Raw genomic sequence first — 16,149 nt, forward strand, 5'->3', positions numbered from 1 at the left:
TAATGAATTACGACCCCCAAGTAAATAAGCGCGAAGCAGCTAAGCACTACATCCCAGCAAGTGATGCAGATATCCAAGCGATGTTAGAACATTTAGGCTGTCAAAATTTCGAAGATTTATACTCACATATTCCCAAAGATGTACGTTTTGATTCAGATATAAATATTCCAAAATCAAAGAGCAGCGACGAAATTATTTCTGAAATGTCGGCTATTGCAAATAAAAATAATATTCGTACTTCATTCATTGGTGATGGCCTTAAAGCTTATAAAGTTATGGATGTGGCAGGCCCCGTTCTCAATATTCGTAGCTTAACGACTTCTTACACGCCTTATCAACCTGAGCGTTCGCAAGGTACTTTGATGACTCACTGGATTTACCAGAGTCTTTTATCTCAACTTACGGGTTTTGAAGCTGTTAATGCTTCGATGTATGATCGAGCAACAGCCCTTTTTGAGGCCATCAAATGTTCAATGAGAATCCAAACTAAGCGCAATAAAGTTTTAGTTTTTGATAGCATTTACCCTGGTGATCGCGAAGTTCTTAATACTCACGCAGAACACACGGGCTTAGGAATTATTTGGATTAAAGGCGATAAGTTCTCTGAAAACGGAAGCATTGGCTTAGATGAACTTAAAAAAGCAGCTTGTGGAATTGAAGATGATATTGTTTCTGTATCTTTTCCTCAAATCAATAATGTGGGTACTGTAGCTAAAGTTGACGACATCACTGATTATGTTCACGAAATTGGTGCACTTGCTATTGCAGTTATTGATCCTCTGCTCATTGCTACAGGTGGTTTAAAGGCTCCTTCAAAATACGGTCAAGAAGGTGCTGATATTTTTGTCGCTGAAGGACAACACTTAGCTATTGGTCCTAACTTTGGTGGACCCGGACTCGGTATCTTCGGTATTCGCTTCAACGCTAAATGCAAAAAGTTTGTCCGCGCAACTGCGGGTCGTTTTGTTGGTGATGCTAAAGATATTAATGGCCGTGATTGTAAACTCATTATCCTCTCTACTCGCGAACAACATATTAAACGTGAAAAAGCTAACTCAAATATTTGTTCAAACGAAGCTTATATTGCCACTGTTTGCGGTGCAGCTATCCTAAATCGCGGTGACAAAGGACTTCAAGAAAGTGTGGAAGTGAGCCGAAAACTAGCTTTGCGTGCAGCTGAAGTTCTCAGTTCATTTAAGGGTGTTGAATTAGCTTTCCCTGAAGCGGCATTTATGAATGAATTTACTATGAAAATTGATTCTAGTGTTTCAGAATTGATTGCTAAAGGTCTCGAAAGTGATCTTCAAATTGGTGTCAATGTCTCTGATAGAATTGAAAAAGGTTCTGATAAGTACCTCATGCTTTGCTTCACTGATTTACATAGTGAAAAAGAAATTGAAGTTCTCGAAGCTTTCTTCGCTAATAATTTTGAAAAAGATTCTAACAACTTCAAACCCATTGCTTTGCCTGCTTGTCAGCTAAGAGAAGGTGAAGTTGGAATTGCTCATTACTCTGCAAAAGAAATCGAAGACTACTACACGACCTTAGGGACACAAAATGTGAGCCCGGATAATGCTATTTATCCACTAGGTTCTTGCACAATGAAGTACAACCCTTACCTCAATGATTATGTTGCTGCTTTCGATGGTTTTGCTAATGCTCACCCCCAAGCACCGGAAAGTGATGTCCAAGGATGTTTAGAAGTTATCTATGAAACTCAAGAGTACTTCAAAGCTATTACTGGTTTGCCTGGCGTTACAACTCAACCTCTTGCGGGTGCTCAAGGTGAACTTGTCGGCGTAAAGCTCTTCCAAGCCTACCATCAAGATCGTGGTGAAAAGCGCGATATCATTCTCATTCCAAAAACGGCTCACGGAACGAATCCTGCAACTGCAGCTGTTGCTGGCTTAGTGACTAAAAAATTCAATGGTATTGTAGAAATTGAATCTACTATTGACGGCGAAATGGATTTTGATCGTCTTAAAGAATGTGTTGCTGAATACGGCGAAAGGATTCTTGGTGTGATGGTTACTAACCCCAATACTTCTGGTATTTTTGAAACGCAGTTCGCAGCTATGTCTGAACTCATTCACTCTGTCGGCGGTTTAGTTTATATGGATGGCGCTAATATGAATGCCATTGCTGCTTGGGTTGACCTCGGTAAAATGGGTGTTGATGCAGTGCATAACAACACGCACAAAACTTGGTCAATTCCTCACGGTGGTGGCGGACCTGGTGATGCTTTTGTCGCTGTGAGCGAAAAACTCATACCTTTCTTGCCTGGTATTCAATCTATAAAAAATTCTGATGGCCAATTCGAAATTGCTCATGCACCAAAAAGTATTGGTTCTTTTCACCGCCATGAAGGTAACTTCGGCCACAAAGTTCGCTGCTTAACTTACCTTAAAGCTCTTGGCCACGATGGTGTTAAGCGCATGGCTGCTGTTGCAGTTCTATCAGCTCGCTACCTCTTCAGTCGTTTAGAAGATAAGTTCTGCGTTTTACCTACAGGTAATCAACGCGACAAAGTGATGCACGAATTTATCCTCACTTTACCTCAATCAACTTTTGATAAGATCGTTGACGCTGGCATTCCAAAAGCTCTCGTTATTTCACGCGTGGGTAAACTCTTCTTAGATTTTGGTTTCCATGCTCCTACAGTCGCTTGGCCCGAAATGTATGGCCTTATGATTGAACCTACTGAGTCCTACACAAAAGAAGAACTCGATCGCTTTGCCGATGCAGTATTGGCTTTATTTGATCTTATTGATGAAAACCCAAGAGTTCTTTTAACGGCCCCTCACTTCACTCCTATAGACCGTGTAGATGATGTTCCAGCTAATAAGAAACCAGTGATGGCTGAAATAATTACTAAACTTCCTGAAGTACTTCCAAATCGCTTCGATTTAGATAAGATCTGGGCGATGGATATTCCTACAGTTAAAGAGACTATTCTAAAAGCTCACGAAGACGCGAAAATTTAATTATAAAACTTTAGTAAGATTATAAAAGGCTCCTAAAAAGGAGCCTTTTTTGGAGATAAAATGGATAGAAAAACATTTTTAATCGCAATTTTTTCACTTTTGAACTTAGAACTTTTAGCCGCTAAGAAAAAGAAGAAAAAGAAGAATACTAAACAAAAGAAGAATACTAAACAAAAGAAAAATAATCAAAAAGAAAATGATTATTCCGATTTAGTGGGTTTAATCATCTATAAAAATGAAGGTTTAAGCAAACGTTTTTACCTAAAAACTGGCTCAAAAGAAATATATTTTTCTGCCACAATGAATGATGATTTGATCGAATTTGAAAATCAAAGAGTCAAACTGAAAGCCAAATTAGTCAATGATCGAGTTATATCTATAAAAGAAATAGAAATTACAGCTAAAGAAACTCAAAAAAGTGATAAAAACTCAAAAAAACCGACTAAGAAAAAATAGAAAATATCACTGAAGTTAATTTTAATTTCAATACACATTAAAGGCCTCTTTATGGGGTCTTTTTTTGTGCCTTTATTCATTGATTTTATTAAGATGAGGAAGCTTATTAAGTCATAATTAATAAGGATGAGAAAAAATGAACCGTAAAAAATTTATCTACTTAAGTTTATTAGCCTTGCCTCAAGCTAGTATTTGTTGCGCTTCAATTGAAATTAGACACCTACCCATTTTCTGTTAGTTGAGTTACTTTTAAACTGTAACCCTTCGTAAAGGAAATTAATTATGTCTAAGAAACGCCGTTATTTCAATGCTGACCAAAAAGTCGTCGCTATCCGTAAACATCTCCTCGAGCAGATTCCGGTCTCTGATATCTGTGATGAACTCAATATCACGACTACCTTATTTTATCGTTGGCAGAAAGAGTTCTTTGAGAATGGTTCTCGAGCCTTCCTCAAGGATAACGATAGTAATTTAAAGAACGCAGTGAAAGAAAACACACAACTCAAGGCCACGACTTCAGAAAAGAATGATGTCATTGCCGAACTTGTAGCGATAGAGTCCCGTTGTTTCTGTAAATTGGTGTTGACCAATTTTAGTTAAACAGATAGATAAACTCTTTTTGTAGCTATCCAGGTTTCATCTAATTCCATAAGAATAGCGGATGCTAATCTAAGAAGTGAAGCTTCATTTGGGAATATAGATACGGTTCTAGTTCGCCTGAGAATTTCTCGATTCTGTCTTTCAACCATATTGGTCGTTCTCAGTTTTGTCCAACAAGAACGCTCGAGATCGAATACAGAAAAGCCTTCAGGAAGTGCAGATTCCATCCATTCAGATAAATGTGAAGCCTTTTCTTCATACTTTAAGCAAGTAAGCTTTAAAAGTCTTTCAGCCTCAAGCTTTGAAGGTGCATTAAAGATATCTCTAATATCTTGAGCTACTTCTGAGCGCATAGCTTTCTTAGGGACATAAGCACCAGCATTTTGCTGTAAGTGAAATTGACATCTCTGCCATGGGATAGAACCAAATACAGTCTTTAACGCTGCTTTTAGGCCCGAATGACTATCACTGGTAATCATCTTGAGGCCATGGAGTCCTCGAGCATTCAATGACAGAAAAAAGTTCCTCCAATGAACTTCCGCTTCACTTAAAGAAACACTTGTTCCGAGGACTGAACGTTTTCCTGATTCATCTATTCCATAGGCAATAAGTAAAGCACAATCTCGAACAGTCTTATCTACTCTAACCTTCTCGTATCTCGCATCCACCAAAAGATAAGAATATTTACCTAAAGGACGGTTGCGCCACTTTTCTAAACTCTCATCTAGCTCAGTTACCACACGGGATACCTGTGATTTACTTACAGATAGACCACACATTTTCTCTAAAAGTTTAGTCACCTTTCTAGTCGATGTCCCCTGAATATAACTCTCTGCCATAGCTGTCATTAAAGCTCGTTCACTTCGCAAGCCTTTCTCCAAAGAACTTGGATAAAAATCAATTTCACCTCTGACTTGAGGGATATTAAGCTTCATTGCTCCAAGTCGAGTGTTTACAGTTTTATTTTTATAGCCATTAGCATAACCCAAGCGACTTTCATTACGTTCATATGGATCAGCTTCAAGAGAATTACTTCTCTCCACTTTCATCGCTTCATTTAATAAAACTCTCATCGCTTCAAGCATTCCGCTTTCGCCGTTTTCTGTAACTTGTTGGATCATTTCTAATAAGACGCTACTGTTTTCTTGTGTAGAGTGGTGCATAATAATTCCTTGTGGGTTGTTTTGGTACAACACCACTCTGCATCTTCTTTACCCCGAGTTACAAACAACTTCCTCAATTTCGCTCCGACGAGAAAGTTCCCATTCTCGCGAAGTCTCGGAAGCTATTCATAACTCTTAAAGTAGAGCAATAGCAGAATTTACAGAAAATTTGGGACACTACCCTTGTAGCGGAGAACATAAGCTTAAAAAAGAAGCGTGGCCTGATCTAAATGGAGGCTGGGTTAGCCAAGAAATCCGAGATCAGGTCGTGAAATATCTGTGTGTTTGGCATGAGCGTACGCATGTAAACCTTCGTAGTATGCTCAAATCTTTAGATCTTCATCCGAGTAAATTTTATCAATGGAAAGGGCGAGAAGGAAAAGAGAATCAACACAATGGTATACAACCGAAAGATTTTTGGCTTACTGAAGCTGAAAGACATGCCGTAATTGAGTATTATCAGTCTCATCGTAGAGAAGGCTATCGAGCAGTTACTTACATGATGATTGATGAAGATATTGCGTATATGAGCAGTTCCTCTGTTTATCGTATTTTATCAGGAGCTGGCCTCATGCGTACTAAAAGTATTAAGAAATCTAAGAAAGGAAATGGTTTCGAACAGCCACTTCAGGCTCATGAGCACTGGCATACTGATATATCCTATGTGAAGGTCAATAAAAGATTTTATTTCTTTATTGGTGTTTTAGATGGTTATAGTCGTTGTTTACTTCATTGGGAGATTCGTGAATCAATGAATGAACAGGATGCCGAAATCGTAGTCAAAAGAGCGTTAGAGAAGTACCCACAGGCAAGACCTAGGATTATTACTGATAATGGTTCTCAATACACGGGCCAGGAGTTTAAGAAATTCATAGCCTTCCATGGTCTTACTCACGTACGGACTTCACCATATTATCCTCAGAGCAATGGCAAGATCGAACGCTTCCATTTTACTTTGAAGGCAGGTACTATCCGGCCTCAAGTACCTTTGAGTGTCGAAGATGCTAGAAGAGTTGTCTCACAGTATGTTGAGTACTACAATAACACTCGTCTTCATAGTGCCATTGGATTTATTGCTCCCATGGATAAACTCATGGGAAACGATGTGATTATTGTGCAAGAAAGAAAAACGAAACTTGCTGATGCCAAAGCTCGTAGATTAGAGCTCTTTGCAGAAGCTTCATAAACAAGTAATGTAACAAAACCCAGCTAAGAGAAATAGGCCAACTGTCTAATTCCCTCTGGAGCAGCACATATTTTTGCCGACCAGGATAAAAAGAAGAAAATTATAAAAAAAATAAAGCAGAAAACGACTAAGAAAGGTCCTGCTAATAACAAAGGAAATAACAAAGGAAATAACAACAAAAATAATAACAACAATCACAATAAAAAAGAACAAAAACGTGATGTTAATCTTACGGGTAAAATCACCACCCATGAAGATAATGGTACAGTCAATTATCGACTCGTTTCTAACAAAGTTTATTCAGTTTCCAGAAGTCTAGAAGATAAAGTCGAACCCTATTTGAATAGAAAGGTGAGTGTTTCAGCCACTGTTTATGATGATAGAATTGTGGAAATTAAACTTATAAAACAAGTTCAAAATAAAGAACAAGCTAAGAGTAAATAATTCGCTTGAAAAAGCTCATTCTAAGAGAGTGAATATTACTTATGAGTAATAGGAGCCGTTAAATAGAAACGGTTAATATTCGCTTGAATTATATCGCCATCTTCTCGTTCTAATATATAGAAGCCCTCCATGGTGCCGAAAGGTGTGTCTAAAATTGAAAAGCTGGTATACTTGTAGGACTCACCTGGTGCAATAAAAGGCATCTCTCCAACGACACCTTCACCGCGAATAATTTTGTCTTCGCCATCAGAGTTAATAATTTTCCACATTCTCGAACGAAGGGTCACGCCAACTTTAGATTGATTGACAATAGTAATTTCGTAAGAGAATAAAAAACGCTTTTCTTTTTCCGAAGAATGATAAGGCTGATAAACTGGATCAGCAATAATCTTTATTCCCTCTGTAATATTTTCTGACGATACTTTATTCACAACGCGTTCCTTTGTTTAGCATGTATCAATATATTCCATAATAAATACTTTCTAAAAAGAAATAACTACTTATCTCAAAAAAAGCAAAAGAAAGTTCTTCATCAAAAAATATGTTTTCTGTCTATTATATAAGAGTATTATGTTTATTTAATATTTAGTATATATAGAGCCTGTTAATAGTGTGGATAAGTTTTTATTTAGTTAATTATTAATGATTTATACAAAAAAATACTTGTTGATGGTATTGTTAATTAGTGTTGTTTATATTTGTTCGTAAGTCCTAATTCCATTTCTCCACAAAGTTATCAATAAAGTTTTTAACATTATCAACAGTTATTATGGACAGGTTTTGAACATCCCTCTGTTAATAACTTTTTTTAGCTTTAAGAAGCTTTATTGAATTTTATCTTCATCACTAAGTTAGCGTTTTCCTTAGTATTTATATACCATCTTATTTAGCTATATGTAAAGACAGGAGTAATTTTTTTAATAATATAAAAAATTAACTAGGTAAAAAATGCTTTTAATTAAAGAATTGGATAAAAGTAAAGTCGGTGAATCAATTAGTTTAGCTGGTTGGCTAAGAACTAAACGAGATTCTAAGGGTGGCTTTTCTTTTTTAGAAATTAATGATGGTTCATCTTTTAAAGGGATTCAGGTAATTGCAGATCAAAATTTAGATAATTATGATGATGTGAAATCACTCCACACCGGAGCTTCATTAAAGCTTACGGGAAAACTTGTAGAATCACCGGGTAAAGGTCAATCTTTTGAGCTCCAAGCGGAGTCCATATTAATTTATGGAAATACGGATCAATCTTACCTTTTACAGAAGGGAAGAATTAATTTTGAAACTCTGAGGGAGTCAGCACATTTACGTTGCCGAACGAATAGCATTGGTGCAGTTATGCGCGTGCGCAATCAATTGAGCAAAGCGACACATGACTTCTTTCAAAACCGTCATTTTTTAAATTTACATACACCTATTATAACAGCTTCCGATTGTGAAGGTGCTGGCCAGATGTTCCAAGTCACGACTTTAGATATGGATAAGCCACCAAAAAATGACTTAAACAAAGTAGATTATAAGAAAGATTTTTTTGGTAAAAAGACTCATCTTACGGTAAGTGGTCAACTCAATGGAGAAACTTATGCTTGTGGCTTGGGCAGAATTTATACTTTTGGACCCACTTTTAGAGCGGAAAATTCGAATACTTCTCGGCATTTAAGTGAGTTCTGGATGGTGGAACCCGAGGCGGCTTTTTTTGAACTCGAAGAAAATGCGGACTTAGCAAGAGATTACCTTAAGTATTGTTTCAAGAGTGTTTTAGAAACGAGTGCAGATGATTTAGAATTCTTTGATCAAAGAATTGAGAAGGGAATCATCACTAAGTTAGAAACTTTATCTGATGCAGAATTTACTAGAATTACTTATACTGAAGCGGTTAAACTTTTAGAGAAGACGGATAAAAAATTCGAGTTTCCAGTAAAATGGGGAATAGACCTTCAGAGTGAACACGAACGTTATTTGACTGAAGAAATTTTTAAACAACCTGTGATTGTGACTGATTATCCAAAAGATATTAAAGCCTTTTACATGAAGCTCAATGATGATGAGAAAACTGTACGTGCGCTGGATGTATTATGTCCGCAAATTGGTGAAATTATTGGCGGGAGTCAGCGAGAAGAAAATTTAGATTTACTTTTAAATCGAATGAAAACTCTAGATTTAAATCCAGAAGACTACTCTTGGTATCTAGATTTGCGTCGTTATGGCTCGGTTCCTCACTCAGGTTTTGGTTTAGGTTTTGAAAGACTGGTTCAATTTTGTACAGGAATGAGCAATATTCGTGATGTCATTCCCTTTCCGCGCACGCCCAAAAATGCCAAATTTTAAGAATAAATATAATTGTATAGTCATAAGGAAAGTCATTTGAATAATGATTTTTTAGAAATGAAAGCTTGGATAAAAAAGTACCCCATTCAAGCACTTTTATTCATGCTGGCTTTTCTAGCTTATCCATTAGTTTTAGTTTCTCCTCAGGGCCTGACTTTATTTCGCGAAGTATTTATGTTTCGCTTACCCATGGAACTTTTAATGTCTGGCTTGAGTTTAGCCTGGATTATAAAAAATAGTGATAAGTTCAAACTAAAAAGTTTACCTTCTTATCTAACGATGGCTTTTGTAGGCTCGGTTCTATTGAGTTATTTAATAAATCAATCGCATGGAATTGATCTATTAATGAGTCTTAACTTCATCTTAGTCATGAACTGTGTAGCAGTGAGTTTTAGTGAGGATAAATATAGATCTGGTGGCTTGTTTTTTGTTTCTGCTTTATTCTCTTTGATTTTATTAATGAACCTCATTCATTATTTTGTTTTTAATTCAAGAGTTGGTATAGCAGGAAATCAGAACTGGTTTTCAGCTATTTTGTGCACGAGTTTTCCTTTTTTTATTCATTTTATCTATTCAAATATTAAGCATAAAGCCTTGTCTTATGGCTTACTTTCATTTGTAGGAATTCTAACTTTTAGAGCTCTTTTGGTGGCTTCTTCGAGAGCGAGTTTTTTAGCCTTAGCCTTATTAATATTTTTCTTATTAATAAGGAAGTTAAATGGAAAATTAAAGCTCATAATCTTGTTAGCTCTCTTTTGTGTTCCCGTATTAGTTCCAAAGCTATTTCCCGAAAAGTATGAGAAGTTCCTGATTAATGATATAAGAAAAGAGTTGTGGACCAGCAATGCCTATGTAATAAAGGATAATTTACTTGGAGTTGGCCAAGGAAACTTCAAAAAATCCTTCACAAATTATACTCAAGAAGGCTATAAAAAACATCTCATTAATTCTGATGAAACTACTCATCCTCACAATCAATTTATACTGGTGGCGATAGAAGATGGTTTGATAGCCTGTTTAGCACTTATGTTGATTTGTTTATTTTTGTTAAATAGATCAAAAAATGCAGATAGAGATGAATGGCCCTTTTTAGCAGCCTTTTTCATTTTATTGATACAAGGATTTTTCGATAAAGTTTTAAGCATGCCTCCCATGTCAATGACCATGGGCTTATGCGCTGCTTATTTATGGCGAAATGAAGTGAGTTTCAAAGTTTGCGATGGCTGCCCAAACAGGAAAAAATACTTAACTTATGCCTCGTATGCATTTACTGCCCTCTTATCTTTCTTATTTATTCGAGATAGCTTAGCTCAATTAAAATACCGAGAAGCTTTTATCATTTTTAAAGATGCTAAAACTGAGAACTATACTGAAGGTCGTCAGTTATTAGAAGATGCAGTGAAGTATAGAGCTCGAGACCTAGATTATAAATACACTCTTATGCGAGCTTATGGTCAGTCTTTAAATTTACCTGAAGAAGCCCTAAAAATAGCTTTAGAAATCAGCGAAATTTCTCCCAGTTATAAACGCATCAATCGCCACTTGGCTAATTTTTATACAATGAAAGGTGATTCAGCTAAAGTTGAGTTTTATAGAGAAAAAGATTTTTACGATTTTCCTTGGGACCTCAATTCAATTATTGAGCTCATTAATACAAAAATTAGTTTAGGCAAGACTCAAGAAATCGATGAATTAGTCAAAGAACTAAAAACGGTTACTGAAGATAGATTTTTAGCTTACTCAAAATATTATTTCGCTGATTTAGATGAATTTAGAAATCAATGGCAAAAGCAAGATACTTACAAGAAGTGGTACACATATACTGAAATTCGATTACGTGCTTTACAGTTTGATGAAGCTACGGATAAATTTTTTAATATGTCTAATAAGTATCCCGAGTTAAAATCCTATTATAATTATGGTTTCAATAAGTTAGGTGCTGAATTTTGGTTAGAAATGCAGAAGTTAAATAAGCTTTTTTCTAATCAATCTATAGATGAGATTTTTAATGAATTTAAAAATAAATATGAGATAGATAATAGTTTAAAATACAGTTCTCCAAAAATATCATTAAAGCAGAAGAAGCTATCTTCAGTTTCTTATTATAGTTTGCTTGCAGTAGTTCTAAGACAAAAAGGAATTTTGAGTTCACTGATGATAAAAGGAAATGATTGTTTAGGCTTAGTTTATATAGAAAATGGTCAAACAAAAGTTTTTGATACTAGGAGCAGAGCTTTAAATGAAACGGATAAAAAAGTAGATTTATATAGCTTTTATTATCCCCAAAACTGCTCTCTAAGAAATTACCTATTATCGACTATCTTAAATAGTGATGATAAGTTTTATGAACTCTCACCCTGGCCTATTATTGATATAATTAAGTTTAACCAAATGAGTGGTCTGAAGGTAAAATCTGTATTGCCCCATCCTTTTGCTGAAATGAATGAAAAGCTAAAGTAAAATGTTTTGGAAAAAGCACAGTTCTCAACTGAGTGATGCTCATTGTCATTTATTAGATTATGAAGAATTACCAGAAGTAAGTGTGCCAACTTTTTGTGTAACAACTCGGCCTGAGCAATTTTGCGAAGCTCGCAAATTAGCTGAACAAAATTCTTTAATCACTGCGGGTTTGGGGCTTTTTCCCCTTTATATAAAAGATGAAATTGAAGATTTAAAGGCTTTTGAAAAACAATTGGAATTGACTCGTTTCATTGGTGAAGTTGGCTTAGATTTCACAGTTGAAGAAGATTTGCGAAATAGGCAAATCAAAGTTTTTGAGAGAATTATTGACTTAGCCGAAGCAAAAGGAAATTGTGTTTTGAGCCTTCATTCGCGTCGATCAGCTGAAAAAGTTATGGAAATGATCCAATCTCGGAAGGCGACTTTTATCCTGCATTGGTATTCTGGCCCTTTAGATTTACTCAAAAATTTAAGAGAAAATATTTATATATCTTTAAACCCAGCAATGATTAAATCTCGTACGGGTAAAAAGATTTTGAGAACGATTGATTTATCTCATGTGCTTTTGGAATCAGATGCTCCCTACGTCAAAATGAATGATGGTCAGTATGGTTCTCAATTGACGTCTCGAGTGGTTGATTCACTCTCATTGATTCGAGGTATTCCCGCCGAGGAAATTTTGAAAAAAATTAAGGAGAATTATCAGAAAATATTTACTTAAACCTCTTCATTTTCAAAAAAGCTAAGGTTTTTTTGAGCTTAACTAACAAGTTTGAGCTTGTGTGCTAAATTACGCGCGAATTTTTTATAAGCTTAAGGAAACTAATATGTTGAGTTCAAAAGAGATTAGACAAAGTTATTTTGATTTTTTTAAATCGAAACAACACACTCTGGTATCTTCGGCAAGTTTAATGCCGGATAGTCCAAACCTACTTTTTACTAATGCTGGTATGAATCAGTTTGTTCCCATCTTTTTGGGTGAAAAAAAGTGTCCCTACACTCCTGGAAGAGCAACAGATACACAAAAATGTATTCGTGCAGGCGGTAAGCACAATGACTTGGAAGATGTGGGTATGGATACTTACCACCACACTTTCTTTGAGATGTTGGGCAACTGGTCTTTTAATGATTACTTCAAAAAAGAAGCTATTGAATACGCTTGGGAATACTTAACTAAAGTTTGTAAGATTCCTAAAGAACGTCTTTATGCAACAGTTTATCAACCAGATAAATCTAGTGGTGATCCGGCTGATTTTGACCAAGAAGCTTACGATATTTGGGCAGATATTTTTAAGGCTGATGGTTTAGATCCAAAAGTTCACATTGTGAATGGCGATAAAAAAGATAACTTCTGGATGATGGGTGAAACGGGTCCTTGCGGTCCTTGTACTGAACTTCACATCGATTTGACTCCAGCTGGAGATACAAAAGGTTCCTTAGTTAATATGGATACTGATAAATGTATCGAAATTTGGAACTTGGTTTTCATTCAAATGAATGCGAATCCAGACGGAACTTTCTCAGATCTACCGACTAAAAATGTCGATACGGGTATGGGTTTTGAACGTTTAGCTTCAATTATTTTGAACACTAAAAATTTCACCGATTTCAACGGTATTATTTCTAATTATGAAACAGATATCTTTACGCCTATCTTTGATAAGTTGACTGATATTTCTGGTAAAAAATACACATCTACTCTTCCTGAAAAAAATGAATTAGGTTATTTTGTCGCTGCTAACGATCAGGAAATGGTCGATATTGCTTTCCGCGTTATTGCCGATCACATTCGTACGCTTTCTTTCTCTATTGCCGATGGTATTCAGCCTGGTAATGGCGACCGTAATTATGTTTTACGTCGCATACTTCGTCGCGCAGTTCGCTATGGTCGCACTATTGGTTTGGAGAAACCTTTCTTCTATGAGTTAGTTGATACTTTGGCTGATCAAATGGGAGAAATTTTCCCTGAATTAGCGAAAGGTCGTCAACACGTTAAGACTGTGATTAAGAGTGAAGAAGAAGCTTTCAATAGAACTTTAGATCGTGGTATCAATCTTTTTGAAAGTGAAATTTCTAAGCTCAAAAAAGGCGATAGCATTTCTGCTGCTTTTGCTTTCCGTTTAGCTGATGAACAAGGTTTCCCGCTCGATTTAACTGAATTGATGGCGCGTGAACAAGGTTATAAAGTTGATGTAGATGGTTTTGAAAAGTTGATGAATGAACAGCGTGATCGCGCTCGTGCGGCTCAAAAGAAAGAAATCATTTCACTCTCCGAAATCAAAACAACTGAGCCAACTGAGTTCATTGGATATGAAGAAGACAATTCAAATGAAGCTCAAGTTAAAGAAGTTATCAAAATGAAAAATGGCTTAGCAGTTATTTTTGATTCCTCAGTATGTTACCCAGAAATGGGTGGTCAAGTGGGTGATAGCGGAACGATTGCGGCTGGTGGTAAACTTTATCAAATTAAAGATACCCAGAAAAATGGTGATGCAACGCTTCATTACTTAGTGGGCGATGAAGCTCCTGAAGAAGGCGAAAAAGTTATTGTTTCTTACGATATTGAGCGTCGTGATAAAATCAGAAAAAATCACACAGCAACTCATCTACTTCACAAAGCTCTTCAGGATTTATTAGGTGAGCACGTAGAACAGAAGGGTTCCTTGGTAGCTGCTGATTATTTGCGTTTTGACTTCTCTCATCATCAAGGTTTAAAAGCTGATGAAATTGAAAAACTCGAGCTCTTAATCAATGAAAAAGTTATCCTTAACTCAGCTGTTGAAACTCATTTAAAGAATATTGATGAAGCGAAAGCAATGGGTGCTATGGCACTCTTTGGCGAAAAATATGATGATGATGTCAGAGTCGTTAAAATTGATGACTTTTCTTTAGAACTCTGCGGTGGAACTCACGTCAAACGTACGGGTGATATTGGCTTATTCAAAATTACTTCAGAAGGTTCTGTTTCTGCCGGTATTCGCCGTATCGAAGCTATCACGGGTATGGATGCGGTTAAATACGCTCTTAACTCAAATAAAGTTCTCCAAGGTTTAGCAGGCGATTTAAAATGTAAAGTTGATACGATTCCAGAAAGAGTCGATAAGCTCTCTAGCAATGCTAAAAGTTTACAAAAAGAGTTAGACGAGGCCAAATCCAAGTTAGTCGCTTTAGAGGCTGATTCATTGCTTGAAAAGGCTGAGGAGATCAATGGTATCAAAGTGCTCATGCTAAAAGTAGATAATGACGCTGCAACACTCAAAGATATGACCCATAGCCTTCGTAAGAAAATTGGCTCGGGAATTGTTGTTTTTGCGTCTTCCGCAAATGGCAAAGTTGTCTTAACATCTGGTGTTTCAGACGACTTAACTAAGCAAGGTTTCAAAGCTGGCGAGATTGTTAGCATTGCAGCTAAGCAAGTCGGCGGTGGCGGCGGTGGTGCCCCTACATTTGCTCAGGCAGGTGGACGTATGCCAGAAGCTATTCCATCAGCGTTTAAAGCCGTTAAAGAGCTTATTGAGAGTAAGTAAAACTTATTTACATAAGCAATAAAAAAGCCGAGTTAAATAACTCGGCTTTTTTGTGCAATGATGAAAGACTTAATTAATTTAATTCTTCAGCAGTTTCATCTATTTTTTCTAAGAGTTTTTGATTTTGCTTTTCCAAAGTTTTTTCTTTGGTTTTAAAATCTTTGACAATGATATCAACTTTTTCTAAGTTGTCGATACCAAGTCTTTCCGAGACTTGTTGGAAGACTATATCGTGAATAGCTTTGACAGTTTCAGTTACGTTAGCTCCAGGAGGAACTGAAATATAAACAGTTAGATAGTGATTGGCTTTTTTACTGTAGATAAAGACTTTCTGAACTTGAGCCTGAACTCGACCAGAAAGAACTTTATTTATGAAGTCCGAAATGGCTGTTTGGTGGATAAGGATATCACCCCTATCACCTTTGATATAGACGCCTTTAGGTTTTCTTGACTTCTTTAAAAAAGAAAGAAACCTTACGAATATAACAAAAATTATTCCAACGAGAACACCTAAGTAAAATTTAAGTGTCGCATCGCTAGAGTTAACTATATCAGAAAGCTGTTTGAGGATATCCTGCAATTAAGCTTCTTCCTCTACTTCCTGTTCTTCAACATCTTCGACTTTTACAACGTTGTGGATACGAACGTTAACAGAAGAAACTGTTTGACCCGTCATATCTTTAATTGAAGCAGTTACTTTTTTCTGAATGTTTTCAACAACTTTAGGAATGAAAACACCAAACTTAATAACCAAGTTAATCGTCACAGTGACGTCAGAACTTTCTTCGTCAATATCGACGTGAATGGGACTGTCACTCGTTTTCTTACCAATTAAGTTTGCGAGTCCGCCGACAATGCCTGAATTAGCAAATTGAACGACTTCTTCAATTTCTAGTACAGTACTGCTTACAATTGAGCTGTAGACGTCTTCAGAAATATGAATACCGTTTTTAACAGAATTATTTAAATTTACATCACTTGATTCAGACATAAGGGACTCC

12 protein-coding genes are annotated in these 16,149 nt (G+C 36.2%); 8 read left to right on the forward strand and 4 right to left on the reverse strand.

What is annotated here, in order from left to right:
* Positions 1 to 2 precede the first annotated feature (2 nt).
* The 3 genes from gcvPB (at position 3) to LNTAR_RS02705 (ending at position 4,040) form a co-directional block, all read left to right on the forward strand.
* A complete protein-coding gene (gcvPB, locus tag LNTAR_RS02695; RefSeq protein WP_007277095.1) occupies positions 3 to 2,984 on the forward strand; it encodes an aminomethyl-transferring glycine dehydrogenase subunit GcvPB in 2,982 nt (993 codons plus the stop codon).
* A gap of 60 nt (positions 2,985 to 3,044) precedes the next feature.
* Entirely contained in the window at positions 3,045 to 3,440 is a 396-nt protein-coding gene (locus tag LNTAR_RS02700) for a hypothetical protein (protein WP_007277096.1), read from the forward strand.
* Between the two features lie 282 nt (positions 3,441 to 3,722).
* Complete coding sequence (locus tag LNTAR_RS02705) at positions 3,723 to 4,040, forward strand: transposase (RefSeq protein ID WP_007277097.1); 318 nt, start codon at positions 3,723 to 3,725, stop codon at positions 4,038 to 4,040.
* Here LNTAR_RS02705 and LNTAR_RS02710 read toward each other — a convergent pair.
* On the reverse strand, positions 4,037 to 5,203 hold the full coding sequence (locus LNTAR_RS02710) for an IS256 family transposase (RefSeq protein ID WP_007277098.1): 1,167 nt from the start codon (positions 5,201 to 5,203) through the stop codon (positions 4,037 to 4,039). The two genes, LNTAR_RS02705 and LNTAR_RS02710, sit on opposite strands and share 4 nt — an antisense overlap.
* 268 nt (positions 5,204 to 5,471) lie before the next feature.
* On the opposite strand from LNTAR_RS02710, the gene LNTAR_RS02715 reads away from it, so the two are divergent.
* Positions 5,472 to 6,389 carry an IS3 family transposase gene (locus LNTAR_RS02715; RefSeq protein WP_238527707.1) on the forward strand — a complete coding sequence of 306 codons (918 nt, stop codon included), beginning with the start codon at positions 5,472 to 5,474 and terminating at the stop codon, positions 6,387 to 6,389.
* A gap of 479 nt (positions 6,390 to 6,868) precedes the next feature.
* Here LNTAR_RS02715 and apaG read toward each other — a convergent pair whose 3' ends face one another.
* On the reverse strand, positions 6,869 to 7,264 hold the full coding sequence (gene apaG / locus LNTAR_RS02720; RefSeq protein WP_007277101.1) for a Co2+/Mg2+ efflux protein ApaG: 396 nt from the start codon (positions 7,262 to 7,264) through the stop codon (positions 6,869 to 6,871).
* 517 nt (positions 7,265 to 7,781) lie between these two features.
* On the opposite strand from apaG, the gene asnS reads away from it, so the two are divergent.
* The 4 genes from asnS (at position 7,782) to alaS (ending at position 15,148) form a co-directional block, all read left to right on the forward strand.
* A complete protein-coding gene (asnS, locus tag LNTAR_RS02725) occupies positions 7,782 to 9,161 on the forward strand; it encodes an asparagine--tRNA ligase (protein ID WP_007277102.1) in 1,380 nt (459 codons plus the stop codon).
* A 36-nt stretch (positions 9,162 to 9,197) separates the two neighbouring features.
* Entirely contained in the window at positions 9,198 to 11,621 is a 2,424-nt protein-coding gene (locus LNTAR_RS02730) for an O-antigen ligase family protein (RefSeq protein WP_007277103.1), read from the forward strand.
* A gap of 1 nt (position 11,622) precedes the next feature.
* On the forward strand, positions 11,623 to 12,342 hold the full coding sequence (locus LNTAR_RS25020) for a TatD family hydrolase (RefSeq protein ID WP_007277104.1): 720 nt from the start codon (positions 11,623 to 11,625) through the stop codon (positions 12,340 to 12,342).
* 106 nt (positions 12,343 to 12,448) lie between these two features.
* Complete coding sequence (alaS, locus tag LNTAR_RS02740) at positions 12,449 to 15,148, forward strand: alanine--tRNA ligase (RefSeq protein ID WP_007277105.1); 2,700 nt, start codon at positions 12,449 to 12,451, stop codon at positions 15,146 to 15,148.
* A gap of 73 nt (positions 15,149 to 15,221) precedes the next feature.
* On the opposite strand, the gene LNTAR_RS02745 is transcribed toward alaS, so the two are convergent.
* Both LNTAR_RS02745 and LNTAR_RS02750 read right to left on the reverse strand, forming a co-directional pair.
* Positions 15,222 to 15,728, reverse strand: a complete 507-nt coding sequence (locus LNTAR_RS02745) for an Asp23/Gls24 family envelope stress response protein (protein ID WP_007277106.1) — start codon at positions 15,726 to 15,728, stop codon at positions 15,222 to 15,224.
* Positions 15,729 to 16,139, reverse strand: a complete 411-nt coding sequence (locus tag LNTAR_RS02750) for an Asp23/Gls24 family envelope stress response protein (protein WP_007277107.1) — start codon at positions 16,137 to 16,139, stop codon at positions 15,729 to 15,731.
* Positions 16,140 to 16,149: the final 10 nt, after the last annotated feature.

The sequence above is a fragment of the Lentisphaera araneosa HTCC2155 genome (assembly GCF_000170755.1).
Lineage (GTDB): Bacteria > Verrucomicrobiota > Lentisphaeria > Lentisphaerales > Lentisphaeraceae > Lentisphaera > Lentisphaera araneosa.

Bases quoted from the DNA above. Each gene is read 5' to 3' on its own strand.
- gcvPB (WP_007277095.1), top strand. From the start codon at position 3: ATGAATTACGACCCCCAAGTAAATAAGCGCGAAGCAGCTAAGCACTAC.
- LNTAR_RS02700 (WP_007277096.1), top strand. From the start codon at position 3,045: ATGGATAGAAAAACATTTTTAATCGCAATTTTTTCACTTTTGAACTTA.
- LNTAR_RS02705 (WP_007277097.1), top strand. From the start codon at position 3,723: ATGTCTAAGAAACGCCGTTATTTCAATGCTGACCAAAAAGTCGTCGCT.
- LNTAR_RS02710 (WP_007277098.1), bottom strand. From the start codon at position 5,203: ATGCACCACTCTACACAAGAAAACAGTAGCGTCTTATTAGAAATGATC.
- asnS (WP_007277102.1), top strand. From the start codon at position 7,782: ATGCTTTTAATTAAAGAATTGGATAAAAGTAAAGTCGGTGAATCAATT.
- LNTAR_RS25020 (WP_007277104.1), top strand. From the start codon at position 11,623: ATGTTTTGGAAAAAGCACAGTTCTCAACTGAGTGATGCTCATTGTCAT.
- alaS (WP_007277105.1), top strand. From the start codon at position 12,449: ATGTTGAGTTCAAAAGAGATTAGACAAAGTTATTTTGATTTTTTTAAA.
- LNTAR_RS02750 (WP_007277107.1), bottom strand. From the start codon at position 16,139: ATGTCTGAATCAAGTGATGTAAATTTAAATAATTCTGTTAAAAACGGT.